Source organism: Pseudomonas sp. H3(2019), from assembly GCF_007713465.1.
In the GTDB taxonomy this organism is placed as follows: Bacteria; Pseudomonadota; Gammaproteobacteria; order Pseudomonadales; family Pseudomonadaceae; genus Aquipseudomonas.
In genome coordinates, this window is record NZ_VMSG01000012.1 from 145,005 (window position 1) to 167,097 (window position 22,093).

21 protein-coding genes and 1 pseudogene are annotated in these 22,093 nt (G+C 59.5%); 14 read left to right on the plus strand and 8 right to left on the minus strand.

The genetic code is table 11. From position 1 onward, the window contains the following. The first annotated feature begins 188 nt into the window (after positions 1-188). Together FPT12_RS14310 and nhaB are read left to right on the plus strand one after the other, a co-directional pair. Positions 189-1,478, plus strand: coding sequence for a hypothetical protein (locus FPT12_RS14310; RefSeq protein WP_145016846.1), 1,290 nt, complete (start codon positions 189-191; stop codon positions 1,476-1,478). Positions 1,479-1,595: 117 nt separating this feature from the next. Then, complete coding sequence (gene nhaB / locus FPT12_RS14315; RefSeq protein ID WP_145016848.1) at positions 1,596-3,098, plus strand: sodium/proton antiporter NhaB; 1,503 nt, start codon at positions 1,596-1,598, stop codon at positions 3,096-3,098. Positions 3,099-3,154: 56 nt separating this feature from the next. Here nhaB and zwf read toward each other — a convergent pair whose 3' ends face one another. Next, positions 3,155-4,669, minus strand: coding sequence for a glucose-6-phosphate dehydrogenase (gene zwf, locus FPT12_RS14320; RefSeq protein WP_145016851.1), 1,515 nt, complete (start codon positions 4,667-4,669; stop codon positions 3,155-3,157). Then, positions 4,666-5,670, minus strand: coding sequence for a phosphogluconate dehydrogenase (NAD(+)-dependent, decarboxylating) (gene gnd, locus FPT12_RS14325; RefSeq protein WP_256583829.1), 1,005 nt, complete (start codon positions 5,668-5,670; stop codon positions 4,666-4,668). Before gnd ends, zwf begins: the two co-directional genes overlap by 4 nt. 205 nt (positions 5,671-5,875) lie before the next feature. On the opposite strand from gnd, the pseudogene FPT12_RS14330 reads away from it, so the two are divergent. After that, positions 5,876-6,130, plus strand: a pseudogene (locus FPT12_RS14330) (hypothetical protein); the annotation flags it as partial. Between the two features lie 77 nt (positions 6,131-6,207). Here FPT12_RS14330 and FPT12_RS14335 read toward each other — a convergent pair. Beyond that, positions 6,208-6,699 carry a GNAT family N-acetyltransferase gene (locus tag FPT12_RS14335; RefSeq protein WP_145016853.1) on the minus strand — a complete coding sequence of 164 codons (492 nt, stop codon included), beginning with the start codon at positions 6,697-6,699 and terminating at the stop codon, positions 6,208-6,210. Between the two features lie 416 nt (positions 6,700-7,115). Here FPT12_RS14335 and FPT12_RS14340 point away from each other — a divergent pair, with 416 nt between their 5' ends. From FPT12_RS14340 to FPT12_RS14365, 6 genes are all read left to right on the plus strand, one after another. Then, entirely contained in the window at positions 7,116-8,240 is a 1,125-nt protein-coding gene (locus FPT12_RS14340; protein ID WP_145016855.1) for a C45 family peptidase, read from the plus strand. Positions 8,241-8,358: 118 nt separating this feature from the next. Continuing rightward, on the plus strand, positions 8,359-9,921 hold the full coding sequence (locus FPT12_RS14345; RefSeq protein WP_145016857.1) for an ABC transporter substrate-binding protein: 1,563 nt from the start codon (positions 8,359-8,361) through the stop codon (positions 9,919-9,921). A gap of 10 nt (positions 9,922-9,931) precedes the next feature. After that, positions 9,932-10,873 carry an ABC transporter permease gene (locus FPT12_RS14350; RefSeq protein ID WP_123581713.1) on the plus strand — a complete coding sequence of 314 codons (942 nt, stop codon included), beginning with the start codon at positions 9,932-9,934 and terminating at the stop codon, positions 10,871-10,873. Then, entirely contained in the window at positions 10,870-11,730 is an 861-nt protein-coding gene (locus FPT12_RS14355; protein WP_145016859.1) for an ABC transporter permease, read from the plus strand. Before FPT12_RS14350 ends, FPT12_RS14355 begins: the two co-directional genes overlap by 4 nt. A gap of 2 nt (positions 11,731-11,732) precedes the next feature. After that, positions 11,733-13,382, plus strand: a complete 1,650-nt coding sequence (locus FPT12_RS14360) for an ABC transporter ATP-binding protein (protein WP_145016861.1) — start codon at positions 11,733-11,735, stop codon at positions 13,380-13,382. A 104-nt stretch (positions 13,383-13,486) separates the two neighbouring features. After that, positions 13,487-14,761, plus strand: coding sequence for an OprD family porin (locus FPT12_RS14365; RefSeq protein WP_145016863.1), 1,275 nt, complete (start codon positions 13,487-13,489; stop codon positions 14,759-14,761). A gap of 45 nt (positions 14,762-14,806) precedes the next feature. Here the strand turns inward: FPT12_RS14365 and zapE are convergent, their stop codons facing one another. The 3 genes from zapE to FPT12_RS14380 all read right to left on the minus strand — a co-directional run bounded on the left by zapE (position 14,807) and on the right by FPT12_RS14380 (position 17,136). Then, positions 14,807-15,925 (minus strand): cell division protein ZapE, encoded by a 1,119-nt coding sequence (gene zapE, locus FPT12_RS14370; protein ID WP_145016895.1) that lies wholly within the window; start codon positions 15,923-15,925, stop codon positions 14,807-14,809. A 101-nt stretch (positions 15,926-16,026) separates the two neighbouring features. Then, the gene (locus tag FPT12_RS14375; RefSeq protein WP_145016865.1) at positions 16,027-16,368 is read right to left on the minus strand and encodes a nuclear transport factor 2 family protein; all 342 of its coding nucleotides are present in this window, start codon (positions 16,366-16,368) and stop codon (positions 16,027-16,029) included. A gap of 51 nt (positions 16,369-16,419) precedes the next feature. Further along, positions 16,420-17,136, minus strand: coding sequence for a YafY family protein (locus tag FPT12_RS14380; RefSeq protein WP_145016867.1), 717 nt, complete (start codon positions 17,134-17,136; stop codon positions 16,420-16,422). A gap of 555 nt (positions 17,137-17,691) precedes the next feature. On the opposite strand from FPT12_RS14380, the gene FPT12_RS14385 reads away from it, so the two are divergent. From FPT12_RS14385 to FPT12_RS14395, 3 genes are all read left to right on the plus strand, one after another. Further along, on the plus strand, positions 17,692-18,063 hold the full coding sequence (locus FPT12_RS14385; protein WP_145016870.1) for a DUF6124 family protein: 372 nt from the start codon (positions 17,692-17,694) through the stop codon (positions 18,061-18,063). 228 nt (positions 18,064-18,291) lie between these two features. Then, positions 18,292-18,765, plus strand: coding sequence for an LEA type 2 family protein (locus FPT12_RS14390; RefSeq protein WP_145016872.1), 474 nt, complete (start codon positions 18,292-18,294; stop codon positions 18,763-18,765). Positions 18,766-18,820: 55 nt separating this feature from the next. Continuing rightward, positions 18,821-19,366 carry a GNAT family N-acetyltransferase gene (locus tag FPT12_RS14395; RefSeq protein ID WP_145016874.1) on the plus strand — a complete coding sequence of 182 codons (546 nt, stop codon included), beginning with the start codon at positions 18,821-18,823 and terminating at the stop codon, positions 19,364-19,366. Here FPT12_RS14395 and FPT12_RS14400 read toward each other — a convergent pair. Next, positions 19,359-20,279: a carbon-nitrogen hydrolase family protein gene (locus tag FPT12_RS14400; RefSeq protein WP_145016876.1), complete on the minus strand. Its 921-nt coding sequence runs from the start codon at positions 20,277-20,279 to the stop codon at positions 19,359-19,361. The genes FPT12_RS14395 and FPT12_RS14400 overlap by 8 nt on opposite strands. 85 nt (positions 20,280-20,364) lie before the next feature. On the opposite strand from FPT12_RS14400, the gene FPT12_RS14405 reads away from it, so the two are divergent. After that, complete coding sequence (locus FPT12_RS14405; RefSeq protein ID WP_145016878.1) at positions 20,365-21,303, plus strand: LysR family transcriptional regulator; 939 nt, start codon at positions 20,365-20,367, stop codon at positions 21,301-21,303. Here FPT12_RS14405 and FPT12_RS14410 read toward each other — a convergent pair. Continuing rightward, positions 21,278-21,529, minus strand: a complete 252-nt coding sequence (locus FPT12_RS14410) for a hypothetical protein (RefSeq protein WP_019690567.1) — start codon at positions 21,527-21,529, stop codon at positions 21,278-21,280. The genes FPT12_RS14405 and FPT12_RS14410 overlap by 26 nt on opposite strands. 165 nt (positions 21,530-21,694) lie before the next feature. Here FPT12_RS14410 and FPT12_RS14415 point away from each other — a divergent pair, with 165 nt between their 5' ends. After that, positions 21,695-22,012 (plus strand): YqjD family protein, encoded by a 318-nt coding sequence (locus FPT12_RS14415; protein WP_145016880.1) that lies wholly within the window; start codon positions 21,695-21,697, stop codon positions 22,010-22,012. Positions 22,013-22,093: the final 81 nt, after the last annotated feature.

A 22,093-nucleotide genomic window follows, 5' to 3' on the forward strand; every position in this document is an offset into this window, starting at 1 on the left:
TTTTGCGATAGACGGTCGTATAAGCCAGACCAACTTGTCACCGGTTCGCAAAGACATTGTTCTGGCACAGAACGACGCTCCGTCCGTGATTTCAGACCGTTGTGCATTGCGTCAATCAGGGATTGAATATTTCTTTCAACGTCTTCCTCCTGGGTTCTGGATCCGGTCGACTCGCAAGGAGATGCGACATGCCCATCCATAACGCTTTTACCTTCGCGGCCCCTCTCGGCACAGCGGGACAACTCGACTCAAGTTTTGCATCATCCGGCAAGGCCTGGGTGCAGTTCGCAGACAGCCTTTCGAGCATGGCCAACGATGTCGCGGTCGATTCGATGAACCGCTTGCTGGTCGCGGCCAAGGTCGGAACCTGCGACGGTCACTGCTATGGGCTGGCCCGATTACTTGAGAATGGTTCAGCGGATCGGAGCTTCGGCACTGACGGCAGCATTACCGGACGGTTCGAAAGCGGCTTTGAAGCCACAGGAGGCAAGGTTAAAGAACTCTCCGACGGACGAATCCTGTTATCCGGTCTGCATTACGAAAGCCCCCACCGTACGCTCCCGGCACTGGCTATGTTTGACTCACAGGGACGCCCGGTCCTGCAATTCGGCAACCGGGGTGTACAGATCGTGCGTTTGCCCGGTGATTTGTCCCGAGGCCTGCGTGACGACTGGTTACCGCCGGGAGTCCCGGGCGCCGAAGCCTGCGACTTCCAGGTACTGGCCGACGGCCGAATCCTGCTGTTGGCCAACCATCACGACGAATTCGCAGATCACGTCGGCATCCTGATACGGCTCAATCCGGACGGAACGCTGGACGAGACATTCAACGGCCATGGATTTGTCATGGTCAGGCACTTGCTGATGAATACCTGGCTGAGCAGTCTCCTGGTGCAGACGGATGGTCAGATTGTGGTCGCCGGCTCCATCAATCTGCCGCAGGAAGGTTTGCTGGCACGCTTTGACAGCACCGGCCGGCTGGACGAAGACTTCGCTGAAGATGGTTTTTTAAGCTTCAAGGTTCAGGGCCACAGCGCCCAGGTGAGTCAGGTGATCGAGCAAACGGATGGGCGCCTGCAGTGTTTCGGTAGCAGTCGCGACCCGGTGCAATGCCTGTCGCTGACCGTGCGCAACAATGGTCGGCCGGACACTCATTGCAATGGCGGTCACGCGCGGCTCAGCGAAATAGGTAGCAGCGGCAGCCAATGGACAGCGGCCCAGGTTCTCGCCGATGGCCGGGTGCTAAGCGTCGGAGCAACCATTGGCGGCATTGCAGCGGATTTCCTTTTGGCGCGGCATCTCCCGGACGGACGCCTGGATCGCCGTTTTGCCAATGGCCAAGGCTGGGTTCGTACCCGTCTGGGGCGCAGCCTGGACACGGCAACCGCGCTGGCCGTGCAGGCGGATGAGCGAATTGTGGTCAGCGGCTACTCGCTGGATGGCCACCACCGGGCGGTATTGGTGCGCTATCTGGGGTAGTACTTTGCCATTGTTGCGATGCAGGTGAGCCATCACCGATTGATAATGAAACTCAAGAGCTTGATCTTCCGGGACTGTTACGGCAAGTTGCGCGCTTCTTGATAGAAGGAGCAACTGATGTCCGGCTCAATGGCCCAGGCGTTTACACACAATTTCCTCGGGCATTCACCGCGCTGGTACAAGGCAAGCATTCTCGCCTTCCTGATTCTCAACCCGCTGGTGTTGTGGACGGCAGGTCCGGTGGCTGCGGGCTGGTTGCTGGTGGCGGAGTTCATTTTCACCCTGGCCATGGCACTCAAGTGCTACCCGCTGATGCCGGGTGGCCTGTTGATGGTCGAAGCGCTGCTGCTGCGCATGACCACACCTGAAGCGCTGTATGACGAGCTGCTGCATAACTTTCCGGTGATCCTGCTGCTGATGTTCATGGTGGCGGGCATTTACTTCATGAAAGACCTGCTGCTGTTCCTGTTTTCCCGGCTATTGCTTGGGATTCGCTCCAAGGCATTGCTGGGGCTGATGTTCTGTTTTCTGTCGGCGTTCTTGTCGGCGTTTCTCGATGCGTTGACGGTGACCGCCGTGATTATCAGTGCGGCCGTAGGGTTTTACTCGGTCTACCACCGCGTGGCGTCGGGCAACGATCCGCGGCAGGACAGCGAATTCAGCAGCGACCACAACCTGCCGGTCCTGCATCACGAAGACCTCGAGCAATTCCGCTCATTCCTGCGCAGTCTGCTGATGCACGGCGCAGTGGGCACGGCGCTTGGTGGCGTCTGCACCTTGGTGGGCGAGCCGCAGAACCTGCTGATCGGCCATGAAATGGGCTGGCACTTTGCAGAGTTCTTCCTGAAGGTCGCCCCGGTTTCGCTGCCGGTGCTGGTGGCGGGCCTGGTGACCTGTGTGTTGCTGGAGAAACTGCGCTGGTTCGGTTATGGCACCTTACTGCCAGACAACGTTCGCGCGGTGCTGGCCAACTATGCGGCACAGGACAACGCCGAACGCACCGCCCGCCAACGTGCTGCACTGCTGGTACAAGGTGCGGCTGCGCTGATTCTGATTGCCGGGCTGGCGTTTCACATTGCCGAGGTCGGGCTGATCGGATTGATGGTGATCGTCTTGATCACGGCGTTCACCGGCATTACCGAAGAGCACCGGATCGGCAACGCCTTCAAGGATGCGATGCCGTTTACCGCCTTGCTGGTGGTGTTCTTCGCCGTTGTGGCGGTGATTCACGATCAGCAATTGTTCACACCGCTGATCCAGTGGGTGCTGTCGCTGCCGGCAGATCAGCAACCGGGCATGTTGTTTATCGCCAATGGCGTGTTGTCGGCCATCAGCGATAACGTGTTCGTGGCGACGATCTACATCACAGAGGTGAAACAGGCATTCATCTCCGGCCATATGAGCCGCGAGCATTTCGAAACACTGGCGATTGCCATCAATACCGGCACCAATCTGCCCAGCGTGGCAACACCCAATGGTCAGGCGGCGTTTCTGTTTTTGCTGACCTCGGCAATTGCCCCACTGATTCGGCTGTCTTACGGACGCATGGTCTGGATGGCGTTGCCATACACCGTAGTGATGGGCGTGTTGGGCTGGTATGCGGTGAGCAACTGGCTGTAACTCATGGCTAATGTGGGAGCGAGCTTGCTCGCTCCCACAGGGGTTTTGTGTGTGGCTTATCCGAGGCTGTGCCAGACGCGACTGTCACGGGTCAGTAACTCATCGGCAGCCGTCGGACCATTTTCACCGGCCGCATAGGTTTGCACACTGGCGTCCTCTTTCCAGGCATCGAGGAACGGCTGAACCGCGCGCCAGCCATTTTCGATATTGTCAGCGCGCTGAAAGAGCGTTTGATCACCGGTCAGGCAGTCGTAGATCAAGGTTTCATAACCGGTGGACGGCTGCATCTCGAAGTAATCCTTGTAGGCAAAGCCCAGCTCGATGTTAGCCATGTTCAGTGCCGGCCCGGGACGCTTGGCCAGCAGGTCGAACCACATCCCTTCGTTCGGCTGAATCTGGATCCTGAGGTAAGTCGGTTGCAGTTCATCGACTTCGGTGTCGCGAAACTGCGCGTAGGGCGCAGGCTTGAAGCAGATGGCGATTTCGGTGTCGCGTACGCTCATGCGCTTGCCGGTGCGCAAGTAGAACGGCACGCCGACCCAACGCCAGTTATCGATCATCACCTTGAGCGCGACGAAGGTTTCCGTCGTGCTGTCTGGCGCGACATTGGGTTCTTCGCGGTAACCGGCCAACGGCTTGCCGGCGATTTCACCGGCAACATACTGACCGCGTACCGAGTTGGCTCGCGCCTCTTCGGTAGACCAGGGACGAATCGCCCCCACCACCTTGGCTTTTTCACCGCGTACCGCATCGGCACCGAAGGCCGCCGGCGGTTCCATCGCAACCATCGCCAGCAACTGGAACAGGTGATTGGGCACCATATCCCGCAGAGCGCCCGTGTGTTCATAGAAACTGCCACGGGTTTCAACGCCAACGGTTTCGGCGGCGGTGATTTGTACGTGATCGATGTAATGGTTGTTCCAGAACGCTTCGAACAGGCTGTTGGAGAACCGGCTGACCAGAATGTTCTGCACGGTCTCCTTGCCCAGGTAATGGTCGATCCGGTAAATCTGTTTCTCCGTCATGACCTTGAGCAAACATGCGTTCAAGGCTTCGGCGGTGTGCAGATCGGAGCCGAAGGGTTTTTCGATCACGACCCGGCGGAAGGCGTCGTCGCCCTCCACCAGCAGCCCGGACGAGCCCAGACGACGCACCACTTCACTGAAAAAGCGCGGCGCGGTGGCCAGATAGAACACCGCGTTGCCGGTACCGCTCTCGGCGATTTTTGCGGCGAGCGCCTGATAGGTGCTGTCGTCGAGAAAATCGCCCTGGACATAGCTGATGTCCTTGGCCAGTTTGGCCCAGAGCACCGGGTCCAGTGAGTCATGGCCGACCTTGTTGGCCACCTCGGTGCGAATGAAGTCTTCAAGCTTTTTGGCGAAGTCCGCGTCGCTGATCGCGTTGTGGTCGACACCGATGATCCGCAATCCATCGCCGAGCAAACCGTCACGACTGAGGTTGTACAGCGCCGGCATCAGCAAGCGCTTGACCAGGTCGCCGTGAGCACCGAACAGGAACAACGTGGTGGGTGGTGCGGGGTGTGCCTTGGATTTCTTGCGGATCGAAGTCATTTTTTCGGCGTCTCGACATGGCCGCCAAAGCCGAAGCGCATGGCCGACAGCAGCTTGTCGCCATAAGTGCTTTGCTGGCGCGAACGGAAACGGGCAAACAGCGAGTTGGACAATACCGGCACCGGAACCGATTGCTCCATGGCCGCTTCGATAGTCCAGCGCCCTTCGCCGCTGTCAGCCACGGCACCGGAGTAGCCATCGAGTTTCGGATCGCTGGCCAAGGCATCGGCCGTCAGGTCCAGCAACCAGGACGAGACAACGCTGCCACGACGCCAGACTTCGGCAATATCGGCCACGTTCAGATCAAAGCGCTGATCTTCCGGCAGGTTCTCCGAGGCTTTGGTCTTGAGGATGTCGAAACCTTCGGCAAATGCCTGCATCATCCCGTATTCGATGCCGTTGTGAATCATCTTCACGAAGTGCCCGGAACCTGCAGGGCCGGCATGAATGTAGCCACGTTCGGCACGATCGTCTTCGGCCACCCGGTCCTTGGTCCGCGGGATATCACCCAGGCCTGGCGCCAACGCGTCGAACAGCGGGTCGAGGCGATCAACCACGTCAGCGTCACCGCCGATCATCATGCAGTAACCGCGCTCCAGCCCCCAAACTCCGCCGGAGGTGCCGACATCGATGTACTTCAGGCCTTTTTCCGACAAGGTTTTCGCCCGGCGGATATCGTCCTTATAGAAGGTGTTGCCGCCATCGATGATCACATCGCCGGCGTCCAGCAATTGGCTCAGGGTGTCGATGGTTTCTTCGGTCGGCGCGCCCGCTGGCAGCATGACCCAGACCGCTCGGGGTTTATCCAGTGCCGCGACCAGTGCCGGCAAGTCAGCAACGCCAGTGGCACCCTCTTCACTCAGGGTCTCAACAAACGCGGTGTTACGGTCATAGACCACAGTGGTGTGCCCATTGAGCATCAGGCGCCGCGCAATGTTGCCGCCCATGCGGCCCAGTCCGATAATCCCCAGTTGCATGTGCTGATGCTCCTTACTACAAATAAAGGTGTGCCAAAGGTTATAGCGCAATGAGCCTGATTAAGGTTAGTCCAGAGCGCTGTAACATAGTTTCCGGACGATTTGCCCGAGCTATAGGGATAACGTCCAAAACGTTGGCGAAGACACAGGGACCGCTAAAAATAAAAAAGTTCCATAAATAACAAAAAAAACCGGAATCGGCGCCGAAAGTGGTTCGGGCATGGTTCCAGAAACCCACGACTGGAGCTTTGCCGCGGACCTGCAACGGCCTTACAGCAGTTCGCAGCTGATCCACACCTGGGCTGACCTTGCAGGCTTGAGTTTCGATGAACTGGACCGCAGCAAGAGCCTTATCAGCGACAGTTTCAAACCGCGCCCGCTGTTGATCGGCAACCCTTATGAGCGCGAACAGAAAGCACTGATCGACTTCAGCCTGATGAAACCCAAGGCTGCCGCCGTCAGTGCTTCAACCACCCAGCCGTAATCTTTTCGGGGGCTGGTTCCAGCCCCCGCTTTCTGCACAGCATTGATGTGCACTCCCCTCAGAAGCGCCCTTCTTTTTTAAAGCGACTTGATCCAGAACAGCATGCGGCCATGAGCGGGATCGAACATCCCCGCCGAAAACCCGAACTTGCTATAGGAACCCTGTGCAACCGCGTTGCCTTCCAGCACTTCCAGAGTGATTTTGCAGCAGCCGCGCTGACGAGCAATGTCCTCGACCTTTTGCAGCATTTTCTGGCTCAGGCCCAAGCCGCGAAATTTACCGACCACCATTACGTCGTGGATATTGACCAGTGGACGGCAAGCAAAGGTCGAGAAACCTTCGAAGCAATTCACCAGCCCGGCAGGCTCCCCGTGAACGAACGCCAGGACACTGAACGCATGGGGTCGCTTGGCCAGCTCGCCGGGCAACTGCTGCAAGACATCGGCCGATAACGGCGTGCCACCGCCCATCGGGTCTTCAGCGTAGTGATTCAGAACCAGACTGATCGCTTCGGCGTGTACCGGGTTGGTGTAGCTGGCCTGGAGTACCAGGATTTCTGCGGATTCCATTTCCATCCTCGATCAAACAATGAGTGTGCATCCCTGCGCGTATCGCCTGTCAGCGCTGGGTTAGCCGACCTTAGCGTGCCGGGAACACTGCGGACAACCGCCAAATCATCACAGCCCGGTGTTTTTACCGCAATGCGCTGCCGGCAACGTCCCTCGTCACTCGCACGCACAAAAAGCAGGACTTTTCCGATTTTTATGAAAGCTAAATACACAGCATATAAACAACAAAGCAGACGACACTTTTTAAACATCGCTACACCACCGACAAACAGGGCCTTTGAGCGCATAACGCACTCAATAGCCCGCTGTAGGATTCCTACAACAAGGTTTTATCGGTCACCCAAAAGCATTGACAGTGCGTTTATATCCGGCAACTCTTGTACCCAACACAAACAAAAAACATGAGATTGCCAACTATGAGCCACTCCCCTTTCCCTCTCGTCGAGATCAGCGGCACCCCCTTCGACCGCGGCTTCCAATACGGTCAAGCAGTCGGTCAGCGCATTCACAAAAGCATCGAGATCTACTCTGTCCAACTGCTGAAGATGGGTTACACCTGGGCCGACATCCGTGGTTTTGCCAATGAGTTCGTGCCCAGCATCGAAGCATTCGAACCGGAATACGCTCAGGAAATGCGCGGTATCGCCGAGGGTGCAGGCTGCGATTTCGAAGCTATCGTGCTGATCAACGCTCGCACCGAGATCATCCAGTTGGGCCGACGCAAGGCTCGCCTACCCGATCCGGACGGCTGCACCGGGGCGGTGATTCTGCCGACGGCATCGGCCGCCAACGAAGTGATTCACGGACAAAACTGGGACTGGCGCGCGGAATGCGCCGAGAGCGCCATTGTGCTGAAAGTCCTGCGCGAAGATGGCCCGGATGTACTGACCTTCACCGAAGCCGGCGGCCTGGCCCGCAACGGCTTGAACTCGATCGGCACCGCAATCACCGCCAACTACCTGGAGTCCGAACGCGACTACACCCAGGTCGGCGTGCCACTGCCATTCATTCGGCGCAAGGCGCTGGAGGCCGCGCACTTCGCGCTGTCGATCAAAGTGGTCGCCACCACGGCCAAATCCACGTCCAACAACATGATGCTCAGTCACGCTGGCGGGTATGCGATCAACTTTGAATGCGCCCCGGATGAAGTCTTCCCGATTCAGGCCGAACAGGGGTTGCTGGTACACGCCAACCATTGGCAGAGCCCGGTGGCATTGGGCAAGTTGCGTGAAGCCGGCTTGAACAGCGTTCCGGAAAGCCTCTACCGCGACGTGCGTGTGCGGCAAATCCTCAGCGAAACGCCCGGGCAATTGACCGCCGAGCACCTGAAAAAAGCCTTCTTCGATGACTTCGGTTCACCGTGGGCGGTGTGTCGTCCACCGCTTTCCAACATGGCCGGCAATCTGTCGGCCACCGTGGCCATGGTGGTGATGCGTCCGGCCAAGGGGTTGATGGAAGTCGCGCCGCTGCCGGCCGTAAACCGCGAATTTACCGCCTATTCGCTGGCCATGGAGGGCGACATCAACCGCTACCTGAAGTAACTCACGCGACACCCACGCCCTCCGGGCGGCACGACAAGAACAATGACAATAAACAACTAACGGTTTGCGACGCCTGCTGGCTCTCACCGTCGCAAACCGCCAATGGAGAATCACTCCCGTGCATACATTCACTCGTATCGCCCTGACGCTAGGGTTCAGCAGTCTCGTTCTTGGCAGTCTCAATGCCGAAGCCGCCAGCACCCTGCGGGTAGCACTCAATGCGGACATCCGCAGCACCGACCCCGGCGTCAATCGCGACGAAAACACCGACGCGGTGGTGCTGCACATCGTCGAAGGCCTGGTGGCCTATCGCGAAGATGCCTCCGTTGGGCCGCTGCTGGCCAGCAAGGTCGAGGTGTCGGCCGATGGCCTGGAATACCGCTTCACCCTGCGTGACGGGGTGAAGTTTCATAACGGCGCCGCCCTCACGTCCACCGACGTACTGTGGACCTGGAAACGTTATCTCGACCCGCAAACCCAGTGGCGCTGTCTCGCAGACTTCGATGGCCGGGGGGTGGCGAAAGTCGCCGACATCAGCGCACCGGATCCGTTGACCGTGGTCTTCACCCTGGACAAACCCAATGGCCTGTTCCTCGCACAAATGGCCCGTTCCGATTGCGGCGGCACCGGCATCCTGCACCCCTCCTCCGTCGATACAAACGGCAAGTGGCAAGCACCGATCGGCACCGGGCCATTCAAGCTCGCCGAATGGAAACCGGGGCAATACGTCGACCTGCAACGCTTTACCGACTACAGCGCCCGACCAGAGACAGGCACCGACGGTTACACCGGCAACAAGCAGGCGTTTATCGATAACCTGCGCTTCATGGTCATCCCTGATGCCGCCTCAGCCAAAGCCGCGCTGCAATCGAAAGGCGTCGACGTACTGCCCGATGTTACGGTAATGGACGCCCGCGAACTCGGCGCCTTGCCAGGTATCAAGACCTCCAGCAGTTCCAATATGTCGCTCAATGCCCTGCTGTTCCAAACCCGCGACCCACTGCTCAAGGACGTGCGTATTCGGCGCGCCATCGCGCTGTCGCTGGACAGCGAGCAAATGGTCCAGGCATTGACCGAAGGCACTTCCCACGCCAACAACTCGGTGGTGCCAGACACCAGTCCTTACTACAAAAACGTTCAGAAGCAAGGCTACAAAGCCAACATCGAAGAAGCCAAACGCCTGCTCAAGGAAGCCGGTTACAACGGCCAGCCGCTGAAAATCATCACCAACAAACGCTACCAGAGCGTGTTCGACATGGCAGTGTTGAGCCAGGCCATGGCCCAGGCAGCCGGGTTGAACATCGATATCGAAACCCTCGAATGGGGCACGCAACTGGAGCGCTACCAGAGCGGTGCGTACCAGATCATGGCGTTCTCCTATTCGGCGCGCTTCGACGCGGCGCTGAACTTCGAGTCGGTGATGGGCGACAAAAACCAGCAACCCCGCAAGGTCTGGGACAACCCCCAGGCACAGGGCTGGATGCTTGAGTCCATGCGCGAAATCGTACCGGTCAAACGTCAGGCGCTGTTCGATCGGTTGCACCAACAGATGTTCGCCGATGTGCCGATGGTGGTGATGTACAACGGCAGCACCGTCGGTGCCTTTCAGGATCGGGTCGAAGGTTACCGCTCCTGGCCCATCGCCAAACCGCGCCTGTGGGGCGTGAAACTGGCCGACTAGGAGCTCGATCATGTTGCGATTTATCGCTCAACGCCTGGCACTGTCCGTGCCGACCTTGTTGCTGATCTCCGTGGTGGTGTTCGCGCTGATCCGCTTCATCCCCGGCGACCCGGCGCTGCTGATGCTCGGTGATATGGCCGACCCGCAAAGCCTGGCCAGCACCCGCGCGGCATTGGGGCTGGATCACTCGATTGGCGTGCAGTTCGTGTATTGGTTGCAATCGGTGCTCAGTGGCGACCTCGGCGTGTCGATCACCAGTAAACAACCGGTGCTCGAACTGATCCTCGACCGTTTCTCGGTCAGCGCCAGCATCGTGCTGGTGGCGGTTCTGCTGGCGGCGTTGATTGCCGTTCCAGCAGGCCTGTTCGCGGCCTGGAAACAGGACAGCGCGCTGGACCTGGGGCTGGTCACCGGCGCGACCCTGTTGCTGTCGATTCCCAGTTTCTGGCTCGGTTTGCTGTTGCTCTACGCGTTCGGGATCAAGCTCAACTGGCTGCCCGTGGTCGGTTATGTGCCGTTTGCCCAGAACCCCGGTGAAGCAGTGACCTATCTGGTGCTGCCGATTGTCACCCTGACACTGGTGGAATTGGGAGCCATTACCCGGATGGCCCGGGCCAGCACCATCGAGGTGCTGCGGCTGGAATACATCGCCCACGCCAGAGCCAAGGGCTTGTCGGAGCGCGCAGTGCTGTGGCGTCACGCGCTGCCGAATGCCTTTGCGCCGACCTGGACCTTGATCGGCTTGATCCTCGGCAATTTGCTGGGCGGTATTGCAGTACTGGAAACAGTGTTCACCCTGCCCGGCATCGGTCGCCTGATGGTCGACGCCATCTTTGCTCGCGACTACCCCGTGCTGCAAGGCTGCCTGCTGCTGATCACCTTCATCTACGTAGCGGTCAACCTGCTGGTCGACCTGCTTTATCCACTCTTCGACCCAAGGGTGAAACTATGACTGTCTCTCTGTCTTCCGCGAGCCCTGCACCTGCGCGTCGCCCGTTGCGTTGGCCACCGGCGAACGCCTTGATTGGCGGCACCTTGCTGGCGCTGCTGATCAGCATGGCGCTGCTCGGTGTGTTCTGGACACCCTACGATCCGCTGAAAATCGATCTGCTGTCTCGCCTCAAGGCACCCTCGGTGCTGCATTGGCTAGGCACCGACGAGTTTGGCCGTGACGTGCTCAGCCGCTTGATCATCGGTGCGCGCACCAGTTTGTGGATCAGCTTGCTGACGGTGTGCCTGGCGCTGTTTTTCGGCAGTGTGATCGGCATGCTCGCCGGCTACCTGCGGGGCTGGACCGATCGCCTGCTGATGATGATCAACGATGCATTGCTCGCGTTCCCCGGCATCCTGATGGCGTTGGGGTTGATGGCGATCATCGGGGCCAGCCAGTACGGCATCGTTTTGGCCTTGAGCATCGCCTACACGCCGTCGGTGGTTCGGGTGGTGCGCGGCAGTGTGCTGTCGCTGCGTGAACGCGAATTCATCGAAGCCTCACGGGTGATCGGCAATTCGGAGTTCTACACACTGTACCGCCACGTTGCACCCAACTGTGTTGCGCCGCTGTGCGTGCTCGCCACCAGCATGTTCGGCTGGACGCTGCTGTCGGAAAGTGCCTTGAGCTTCCTCGGCCTGGGTGTTCCGCCACCTGCTGCTACCTGGGGCAACATGCTCGCCGCCAGCCGCCCGTACATCGCCAACGCCACCTGGCTCGGCTTGTTCCCGGGGTTGTTCATCGCCCTGGCGCTGGTCGCCATCAACCTGTTCGGCGACGCCCTGCGCGACCGCCTCGACCCTCGAATGAGCCGTTGATCATGCCCAGTCCAAAACCCTTGCTTGAAGTCGACCATCTGCTGATTCGCGCCGGCGCCGAAGGCCCATTGGCGGTCAACGATCTGAGTTTCACCGTCGCACCCGGCGAGATTGTCGCGCTGGTGGGCGAATCCGGGAGCGGCAAGACCATGGCCGCACGCGCAGCGATTGGCCTGCTGCCACTGCCGATGGAAGTCTGTGGCGGTGCGATCCGCTTCGAAGGCCAGGACCTCAATCGGTTGAGCTGCGCGCAACTGCGTGGCATCCGCGGTGCGCGAATCGGCATGGTGTTCCAGGAGCCGATGGTTTCGCTCAACCCGGCCATCCGCATTGGCGAGCAAATGGCCGAAGGTCTGCGCCTGCACACCGACCTGAACAACGCACAGATTCACCAACGCTGCGTGGACATGCTCACCCGCATCGGCATCACCGACCCCGAACGCTGCCTGAGCGCCTATCCCCATGAGTTCTCGGGCGGCATGCGCCAGCGGATCATGCTCGCCTCGGTGATGCTGCTGCGTCCGGCGCTGCTGATTGCCGACGAACCCACCACCGCCCTCGATTGTCTGGCGCAGCTGGACGTGATCGAGCTGATGCTGGAACTGACCCGCGAGCAAGGCACGGCGATCCTGTTTATCAGCCACGATTTGTCGTTGGTGGCGCGTTATGCCCACAAAGTCGTGGTCATGCGCCACGGCCAGGCCGTGGAGCAAGGTTCAATCAATCACATTCTCCTGGCCCCGCAACACGCCTACACCCGCCAATTGCTCGAAGCGTTGCCCAAGCGCGGCGAACTGGTCGCGTTACCAGCGACCGACAAACCCCTGGTGGAAATTACCGGCGTCAGCATCGAGCATCCGGGTCATGCGCGGTTCTGGGGTAAGTCGCAGCCCAAGCGCGCCGTGCACAGCGCCAACCTGTGCATCGCCCCCGGTGAAACCCTGGCATTGGTCGGCGGCAGCGGCTCGGGAAAAACCACGCTGGGTCGTGCGCTGGTGGGGCTGGTCAAACCTTGCGCCGGCGAGATTCGCTTCAAGGGCATCAATATCCTCAAGGCCGGTCAGCGTGATCATCGGCTGCAATGCCAGATGATCTTTCAAGACCCCTATTCGTCCCTTGATCCACGAATGCGCATTGGCGAAACCCTCGCCGAACCGTTGCGCCATCTGCCGGAACTGAGTGAGGAGCAAAAACGTCAGCGTGTTGCCACCACACTGGTGGATATCGGTTTGTCGGAAGCGTTCATGGAGCGTTTTCCCCATCAACTGTCGGGTGGTCAACGCCAACGGGTGGCTATCGGTCGAGCACTGGTGCGGCACCCGCAACTGGTGATCGCCGACGAACCGATTTCGGCGCTGGACATGACCATCCAGAAGCAGATCCTCGAACTGTTCGAGCGCTTGCAGGCGCAGTACGGCTTTGCCTGCCTGTTCATTTCCCATGACCTGGCGGCCGTCGAACGCATCGCCCACCGAGTCGCGGTCATGTATCAGGGCCATATCGTAGAAATTGGCAGCCGCGAAGCGGTCTTCGATAAGCCCTTGCATCCCTACACCCGCCAATTGCTGGCAGCCGCAAGCCCATTGGAGCAACTGGCGGGCGGTGGTTACCGGCTGCGACCAAAACCCGAAAACCTGCAGCCCACACCTTAGTTCTCACTGGCTTCACCTCGGGCGCCTTCAGACACCACTGAATGCGCCCATGGCGAAGCCATGCTCAAGCAAAACAACAAAAAGCCCTCACAGGAGCCAACACCATGAACGCACGCCTCATGCAGCACTTGACCTTGATCGGCGGCACCAGCTTGTTGCCCATGGCCGCCGAAGCGGAATTCCTCAAGGACAGCAAGACCACGCTGGACTTGAAAAACTACTACTTCAACCGCGACTACCGCGAAGGCGATGGCCAGTCCAAGCGCGATGAATGGGCCCAGGGATTTCTGTTGAACCTGCAATCGGGCTACACCGAAGGCACGGTCGGCTTTGGCCTGGACGCGCTCGGCATGCTCGGGCTGAAGCTCGACTCCAGCCCTGATCGCTCCGGCAGCGGCTTGTTATCCCGCGAAAGCCAGGCCGAACCTGGCAAGCCGAGCTACGCCAGACGTGCCCACGACAGTTATTCCAAGGTGGGCCTGACCGCCAAGGCCCGCGTTGCCAAGAGCGAGTTGCGTGTCGGCCATTTGCTGCCCGACCTGCCGCTGCTGCAACCCAACACCAGCCGAGTGCTGCCGCAGACCTTTGAAGGCACCCTGCTCAGCTCCCGAGACATCAAGGGCCTGACCTTGCGCGGCGGGCAGATTGATCAGGTCAAACAACGGGAATCCACGAACTACGAAAAAATGGGTTTGACCAGTCAGAACGGGGCTTACAAGAGTTCGGCAAAAAGCGCTGAATTCCGTTTCGGCGGCGCGGACTACCAATTCACCCCAACCCTGACCGGCAGCTATCACTACGCGCAGCTTGAGGACATTTATCAGCAACACTATGTCGGCCTCAAGCACAGCCTGGCGCTGGGCGGCGGCACCCTGAAAAGCGATATCCGCTACTTCAGCGCCGACGCTGCCGGTGCAGGTCTCGCCGGCACCGTCGACAACCGCGCCTTGAGCACGCGTTTCATGTACGCAATTGACGGACATTCCATCGGCGGCGGCTTCCAGCAGCAGTACGGTGAAACACCGTTTACCTACGTCGACGGCAGCAACACCTACCTGTTCACCGAATACCAGTTGAGCAACTTTTCGCAAACCAGGGAGCGCGCCTGGCACGCGCGCTACGATTTTGACTTCGCGGCGGTGGGCATTCCGGGGCTGCTGTTCTCCACGCGCTACGCCAAGGGCGATCAGGCGCAGATCAAAAAATTTGTCGGCGAAGGCCGGGAATGGGAGCGTGACATCGACCTGGGCTACACCATCCAGAGCGGCCCGCTGAAGAACGTCAGCGCCCGCTGGCGCAATGGTATGAGCAAGAGCAACTATCAGCGCGACACCAACGAAAACCGCTTGATCGTCAGTTACAGCGTGAAGCTTTGGTAAGAGGCTGATGAAGGTCGCAGGTTGCATAGCGCAGCCTGCGACCTTTCAGGCCTCGGCAAAGCGCTTCAATTGCATTTCCTTCAGCCGGCTGTGGGTCCGACGAAACGGGAACTCCAGATAACCCTCGGTGTACAGCTCATCCATTGGCACTTGTGCTTCGAGGTACAACGGCACTTTGCGGTCGTAGCACTCATCGACCAACGCAATGAAACGCCGCACGCTGTCGTCGTGTACCGACAGTTGCGGCAGTTCACGGTCGCCGGCCTCGACGCGCTCGGCGCCATCCTCGGTGCCTCGGGCAATGCGGCCAGGGCGTTGGTGGGCGCTGAGGTTGGGGACTTCGCTTAACAGAATAGTGCTGAAGCGATCACACAGCGCCATGAAGTCCATCGCCGCAAACGGTTGCTCGCACAGGTCCGCATAACGGCACCAGAGCACGGTTTCACTGGATTGCACGGCAACTACCGAGCGATAGCCAATGGTCACGGGATCGCTGGACACCGGCTGTCCTTCAGTCAGACTCTTGAACACATCACTCATCAGGCTGGGCTGACCCGGCGCACTGACCCAATACCGTTGCAGAGCTGCTCCTGGATGCAATCGGTGATCTTCGCCACCGTCCACCGCCACCACTTGCATGTGACTTTTGATCGCGGCAATCCCCGGCAAAAACCGATCCCGGTTGAAACCGTCCGCGTACAGCTGCTCCGGGGGTTGATTGGAGGTGCAGACCATCACCACACCTTCGTCGAACATGACCTGGAACAGCCGCCCGAGGATGATCGCGTCGCCGATATCATTCACGAACAACTCGTCAAAACACAGCACCCGCACGTCCCGGCTCAGCTCTCGGGCCAGCGCCCGCAGCGGGTCGGCGGTGCCGGTGAGTTGAAACGAGCGCTGGTGTACCCAACCCATGAAATGGTGAAAGTGCTGACGCCGCGCCGGTACCCGCAGGCATTGGTAGAACTGATCCATCAACCAGGTTTTGCCTCGACCGACCGGCCCCCAGAGGTAAACCCCGGTGATCGGCGTTCGCCCCTGATGCAAGGCTTCGTGACACTGCTGCAACGCCATTACGGCATGTTCTTGCGCGGTATCAGGGACGAAGCCTTTTTGCTTGATTGCGTAGTGGTAAGCGCTGAGGGGCGAGTCGAAAGTCATATCGGCCATTGGTCAGTGCACAAAACGCCAAGTATGGCATGTGTTTGTCGACGGATGATCGTTCCCACGCTCTGCGTGGGAACGATCAATAGCGGATGTGGTTAGAGCGAGATATCGAGTCGGGCGATTTTTCCTTGCTCGTTCAGGCGGAACACATAGCGCAACTCCAACGGGCTGCCGGGGAACGTGCCGGAAATCAGGTTGCTGACCAATACTTTGCCGGTGCGTTGCTGCACATCCAGCACTTCGACCCGAGGCTGGTAACGGCGCGCGGTGTCTTCCATCCATTGGGCGATGGCGTGGGTGCCGACCTGATGGGCGCCTTCATCGAAAACGTTGGCATCCTCGGCGAAAAAACTGGCGACCGCCGAACTGTCACGAGCATTGGCGGCAGCGATATAGGCGGCAATGGCGGGTGCGAGTGAAACGGCTGGGTTCGACATGGTACGGCTCCTTGTTGATTGATTCTGGATCCATGCTAAAACAACGTTGTGTCAATTCTTGTCAGGAGTGAAACGCCCCGCCTCATCCAGTTGCATCGCCTTGCGCCAGGCGCGCAGCAGGTCACTGCGACGCCCCGGATAGCGTTCACCCAGCTCTCGGGCAGCGGCAATCCGGTCGGTACGAAACGTTCGAAAAGCCTCGCGCAATTCGCACCAGGCGACGATCACGCGCGCCTCGTTGAGAAAACCCAGCGCCAACGGCCAGATCAGCCGCTGGCTGGGGGTTTTGTTCACGTCGGCGTAATCGATATGCAACTTGGCTTGCGCGCGAATCGCCTGGCGAAAGACATTCAATTCCACGGCGTTTTGCGGATAGCTGTTACCCGGAGGTCCGGGCAAGACTGTCGGGTTATTCAAGGCCTCCTGAGCGGCAGGTGCCAACACGGCAGCGATCTTCGCCAGGGCATCGGCGGCGGCCTTGCTCAACACCTCATCGCCACGCTGATCGACATAACGCAACCCCAGCACCACCGCTTCGGTCTCGTCGGCATTGAGCATCAGCGGCGGCAGAAACAAACCGCTGCGCAGCACATAACCGATACCCGCTTCGCCAAAAATCGGTGCGCCGAGGGCCGTCAGTTCGGCAATATCGCGGTACAGCGTGCGCTCCGATATCTCCAGCTCACTGGCCAGTGTCGCCGCCGTCACCGGACGACTTTTACCGCGCAGCACTTGCAACAAGGTGAACAAACGACTGGTACGCGACACGATCAACTTGCTCTGTGAAATGAAGGTCGACGGAGCTTAGCAGAGGCCACTGTCAGAAACTGTCAGCAGCCGCCGCTCCCACAGGTTCTATTGTGATCGTTGGATCGTTCCCACGCTCTGCGTGGTAATGCCTCAGGAGATGCTCCGCGTCCAGTGACGCGGAGCGTCACGGGCTACATTCCCACGCCGGAGCGTGGGAACGATCAAGTTGTTTATTCGCGCCGCGTAACTTCCGTCAAGGGCTACAACGCCTTGCGTCATGCCCTACACCTGCGCCAGAATCCGCCGGCTTGTGCGCGTTGGTCCTCGCCTCTATCGTTTCCGTGCCGCTGACAATTCAGCGGTCGGGTTTAGCAGCTCGGACCAAGGCACGCCAGTGCCGCCTCTCGCTCAGCCAGCACTTTTCTAGTGCCAGTTGCTCTGTATTATGGCGGCTGTGCGTGGGGCACTTCGGTGCGCCGGGATGTTCCTTGGTCCGGTCTGCTAACCCGCGTACAGCTGCCACCCGTCGTTTAGCAGCGACAGATAGCGGCTCCACTTCCAAGGAGCTTCACGATGTTCAAACCAACGCCCAATCCCCCCGAAACCGATCCGGTTTCCCCCTACGCCTCCCTCGATTCAAAAGAACTCCACGCCGCCGCGCACCGTGCGCTCGATCATTACCTGGTGCTGCCCGAGACCAAGGCATTGTTAACCGACCGACGCCCCGGCTGCATTTTCGTCATCGCCCCCGACATCGACAGCGAAACCCTGCTGGCCCACGCCTGCGAAACCCTCGCCTCGGCCAATGTCATGGCCAGCGACCTGGCGTTTGACCTCGAGGGTCCGAAGCGCAATACCGCGCTGGCGATTCAGCAGATGATCTCTTTGGCCGAACTGGCGGTGAATCGCGCACTGGATCACCTCGATCCACCTGATCCAGCGTAGTCACCAGAGGTTGGCTCCTACGCGGGACACATCATTCGGCGTAGGAGCTGGCGCAGCCTGCTATCTTTTTGGCATCCGGAAGCTTCAATCCTCACGGTCATGGGAAATCCGGATGTCATGCCCCACGGCGAACCACTCAAGCCGGTCGTGGTCGCACAGGTGAACCGCTAACGCTGCTCGAGGGTCGAGCCGCCTGCGGTTCGACCCTTATTTTTCGAGAGCTCGTTCATGCGCAGATTCCTCGCCTTAAGCCTTTCCCTGCTGTTGCTCAGCCTGAGCGCCTGCGCCCTGTTCCCCAGTCGTGATCCGCTGAACATCAACGTGGTCGGCATTGAACCGCTGCAAAACCAGGACCTGGAAGTGCGCTTCGCGGTGAAGCTGCGCCTGCAAAACCCCAACGAAACGCCCATCAACTACAACGGCGTGGCCCTGAGTCTGGAGGTCAATGGCCAACCCCTCGCCACAGGTGTGAGCGATCAAACGGGATCGATCCCGCGTTACTCGGAAGCGATCATCAGCGTACCCGTGAGTATTTCGGCGTTCTCCGTGCTGCGCCAAACCCTTGGCCTGAGCCAGACGCAATCGCTCAACAACCTGCCTTATGTGTTACGCGGCAAGCTGTCTGGCGGCGTGTCAGGCACCATCCGTTTTGTCGACAAAGGCACACTCAACCTGCCGGGCTCGACAGCCGGCATCTGGTAAATTCAGCCGCAGAGCACAGCGCTGATTGCTGACAAACAGGGAAGTGGATTCAACCATGGAAAGATCTCCCACGCTGTACACCGAACGCTTGATCCTGCGGCCGCTGGAGCTGGCCGATGCGGAGGCAATTCAACAGCATTTCCCGCAGTGGGAAGTGGTGCGCTACCTGAATGCCCTGGTCCCGTGGCCTTATCCAGCGGATGGCGCGCTGACTTACCTGCGCCACATCGCCCTGCCGGCGATTGCCCGCGGCGAAGAATGGCATTGGTCGATTCGCTTGAAATCAGCGCCCGAGCAGTTGATCGGCAACGTCAGCCTGATGAACGAGCCGGACAACAACCGTGGCTTCTGGCTCAGTCCGCAGTGGCAAGGCCAAGGGTTGATGGCCGAAGCCAGCGCTGCAGTCACTCAATACTGGTTCGAGACCCTCGACCGCTCGCTTTTGCGGGTGCCCAAGGCCGCGCCCAACCTGGCGTCGCGGCGGCTGTCGGAGCGCACCGGAATGCGCTTGATTCACAGCGACGAAGGCGATTTTGTCGGCGGGCGCTTTCCCAGGGACCTTTGGGAAATCACCCGCGAAGAGTGGCAGCGCCTCAGATAAACCGCACACCGGGTTTGGCCCGTTCATCCACGGTCAACTCGAACACATCCGGGCGCGCATAGTGCCCGACCACATCGTAGTCGTAGCGCGCACGCACCAGTTCGTCGGTGTCGATCTCGGCCGTCAGCAACCCCGCGCCGCCCAACAGCGGACCGGCCAATACATCGCCCATTGGGCCAATAATCACACTGCCGCCGGCAATCAATGGGCGCTCGGCCGGCCAGTTGGCAATCGCAAGGCCCAAGGCTTGTGGCGATGGCTGGACCTGGCAGGCGCTGACCACGAAGCAACGTCCTTCGTGGGCGATGTGGCGCATGCTGACCTGCCACATTTCGCGCTCGTCGACCGTTGGCGCGCACCAGACTTCCACGCCCTTGGCGTACATCGCCGTGCGTAGCAGCGGCATCATGTTTTCCCAGCACACGGCCGCGCCAACGCGCCCGACCTGGCTGTCGATCACCGGCAGCGTCGAGCCGTCGCCCTTGCCCCAGATCAGCCGCTCGGTGCCGGTGGGCATCAGTTTACGGTGCTTGGCCACCAAGCCGGTGTGTGGTTCGAAGTACAACGCGGTGCAGTACAAGGTGCTGCCTGAACGCTCGATCACCCCCAACACCAGATTTGCGCCGGTACGTGCAGACAACCCGGCCAAGGCTTCGGTTTCGGCGCCCGGCACCTCGATGGCATTAGCGAAATAGCGCGCAAAGGCCTCACGACCTTCCGGCAACCGATAACCCAACTGCGTGCCGAAGCCTTCGCCCTTGGGGTAACCGCCGAGCAACGCCTCGGGCATGACCACCAGCCCGGCGCCGGACTCGATGATCGCCTGTTCATAAGAAAGAATCTGTTCCAGGGTCTCGCCCTTGCCGCCGGGCAACGAACCGATTTGCAGTGCAGCAACAATGGACTTTGGCATCGCGGTAACTCCCTGAGCATTGAAGTATTGCTCATTCTCCGGCCACCGCAGATCATGAATAAAGCCCCGTTCACTGCTGAAAGATATGAGTCAAATGAATATCGCCGACATTGACCTCAACTTGCTCAAAGTCTTCGAAGCGCTGCACGACGAGTCCAGCGCCAGCCGCGCCGCACTGCGTTTGGGCGTCACACAGTCAGCGGTCAGTGCGGCGTTACGCAGGCTGCGCGACGTGTACGCCGATCAATTGTTCGTGCGCACCGGCCGCGGTCTGGCGCCGACATTACGCGCTAATCAATTGAAACCGGTAGTCAGCGACGCGCTGAACAAATGCCGACAAAGCCTGGCGATGGTCGATCCGGCGGCCAACCAGTACGAAGGTCGTTCAGTGATCGTGGGTTTATCGGATGATTTCGAGATTGCCTATGGCCGGCGATTGATCGAGGAAATCGCCCGACGAGCGCCAAAGCTGCGGTTGATCTTTCGTCAGACCCACAGCCAGATCGTGGCTCAGGCCTTGATGGAGCGCAGCGTTGACCTGGCGATCACCGCCGGCGGTTTTGCCGAACGCCTGCTCAGCCGTCAGGTGCTGGGTGAAGGCGGTTATCAGTGCCTGGTCGAACCGGGCAGCCTGGCTGACGGACAACAGGAAATCGGCCTCGACGAGTTTGTCGCTCGCGAGCACATTCTGGTGTCGTCTGGGGGGTTTATCGGCATTACCGATGAGGGTTTGGCGGGGCTAGGATTGAGTCGGCGAGTGTGCGCGTCAACCACGCATTTTGCCGCGCTGCCGTTCTTGCTCAAGGGCAGCCAGGCTGTAGCAACCATCCCGGCCCATGCGGCGCAGAGCATCGCGGCACTCAGCGGGCTGACAGTGCTGCCCTGCCCGCTGGCATTGCCGCGTTACCCGATCGAGTTGGGTTGGCGGACCAACAGCCAACTCGATCCGCTGCTGCTGAAAGTGCGCGAAGCGATTGTTGCGAGCTTTTTACAAGCACCTACTTGGCAGCCATCAGGCGATTGACTTCGCTGCGGACCATGTTCGCGTATTCCGGCGGTGACATGGCGTCCAGTTCGGAGCGCACCCACTCCGCCCATTTGCCTTTACGCTTGGAGCGCTCGCCAAACAAGCGTGCCGCTTCACCCTTGGATTTACCCAGGTTGCTCTGCCAGAGGTCGAACAGACGGGACTTTTCATCTTCAAGCGCAGCGCGCTCGGCAAGGGGCTTGTCGGCCAGATTGAAGCTCATGGGAGTTACCTGCTGCATAAAATAGGCAACATCTTACACTGTAGGTGGAAATCTCCGGAGGCAGATTTTCCATTGGCGTTGAGTTGCAGGGTAAAAAGACTGCAACTTTTCCGCTGCGCCTACACTCCATTGATCACTGCCCCAAAACCAGCAAGGAGTCACCTGATGGCCCGAAAAACCCCGGTGCAAGCAAACGATGAGCAAATCAAGGATCAAGTTTTCAGCGAGCTTCAAGCGTTGATCGAAGAGTCGGAGAAACTGCTCAAAAGCAGTGCCTCACTGGTCGGTGAAGAGGCTGAAAACCTGCGCGGACAAGTCGCACTGAAACTGCGGCAGGCACGCGATTCTGTCTCCAGTGTGCGTGAGCGGACCCAACCCGTGGTCGAGGCGACCGAAACCTACATCGGTGGTCACCCATGGCAAACCGTTGCAATCTCGGCCGGTTTTGGCCTAGTGGTAGGGTTGCTGCTGGGGCGACGCTGAAACCACAAAAAGGCGAGCCCATGGGCTAATGCCAGTCAGTTAAGCTGACTGGCATTTTTATTTTTGATCGGATACTTCGGT

Bases quoted from the DNA above. Each gene is read 5' to 3' on its own strand.
- FPT12_RS14355 (WP_145016859.1), top strand. From the start codon at position 10,870: ATGACTGTCTCTCTGTCTTCCGCGAGCCCTGCACCTGCGCGTCGCCCG.
- zapE (WP_145016895.1), bottom strand. From the start codon at position 15,925: ATGACTTTCGACTCGCCCCTCAGCGCTTACCACTACGCAATCAAGCAA.
- FPT12_RS14375 (WP_145016865.1), bottom strand. From the start codon at position 16,368: ATGTCGAACCCAGCCGTTTCACTCGCACCCGCCATTGCCGCCTATATC.
- FPT12_RS14405 (WP_145016878.1), top strand. From the start codon at position 20,365: ATGAGTCAAATGAATATCGCCGACATTGACCTCAACTTGCTCAAAGTC.
- FPT12_RS14360 (WP_145016861.1), top strand. From the start codon at position 11,733: ATGCCCAGTCCAAAACCCTTGCTTGAAGTCGACCATCTGCTGATTCGC.
- FPT12_RS14385 (WP_145016870.1), top strand. From the start codon at position 17,692: ATGTTCAAACCAACGCCCAATCCCCCCGAAACCGATCCGGTTTCCCCC.
- FPT12_RS14400 (WP_145016876.1), bottom strand. From the start codon at position 20,279: ATGCCAAAGTCCATTGTTGCTGCACTGCAAATCGGTTCGTTGCCCGGC.
- FPT12_RS14390 (WP_145016872.1), top strand. From the start codon at position 18,292: ATGCGCAGATTCCTCGCCTTAAGCCTTTCCCTGCTGTTGCTCAGCCTG.
- FPT12_RS14365 (WP_145016863.1), top strand. From the start codon at position 13,487: ATGAACGCACGCCTCATGCAGCACTTGACCTTGATCGGCGGCACCAGC.
- FPT12_RS14395 (WP_145016874.1), top strand. From the start codon at position 18,821: ATGGAAAGATCTCCCACGCTGTACACCGAACGCTTGATCCTGCGGCCG.
- FPT12_RS14350 (WP_123581713.1), top strand. From the start codon at position 9,932: ATGTTGCGATTTATCGCTCAACGCCTGGCACTGTCCGTGCCGACCTTG.
- FPT12_RS14335 (WP_145016853.1), bottom strand. From the start codon at position 6,699: ATGGAATCCGCAGAAATCCTGGTACTCCAGGCCAGCTACACCAACCCG.
- FPT12_RS14410 (WP_019690567.1), bottom strand. From the start codon at position 21,529: ATGAGCTTCAATCTGGCCGACAAGCCCCTTGCCGAGCGCGCTGCGCTT.
- FPT12_RS14310 (WP_145016846.1), top strand. From the start codon at position 189: ATGCCCATCCATAACGCTTTTACCTTCGCGGCCCCTCTCGGCACAGCG.
- FPT12_RS14415 (WP_145016880.1), top strand. From the start codon at position 21,695: ATGGCCCGAAAAACCCCGGTGCAAGCAAACGATGAGCAAATCAAGGAT.
- nhaB (WP_145016848.1), top strand. From the start codon at position 1,596: ATGTCCGGCTCAATGGCCCAGGCGTTTACACACAATTTCCTCGGGCAT.
- zwf (WP_145016851.1), bottom strand. From the start codon at position 4,669: ATGACTTCGATCCGCAAGAAATCCAAGGCACACCCCGCACCACCCACC.
- FPT12_RS14340 (WP_145016855.1), top strand. From the start codon at position 7,116: ATGAGCCACTCCCCTTTCCCTCTCGTCGAGATCAGCGGCACCCCCTTC.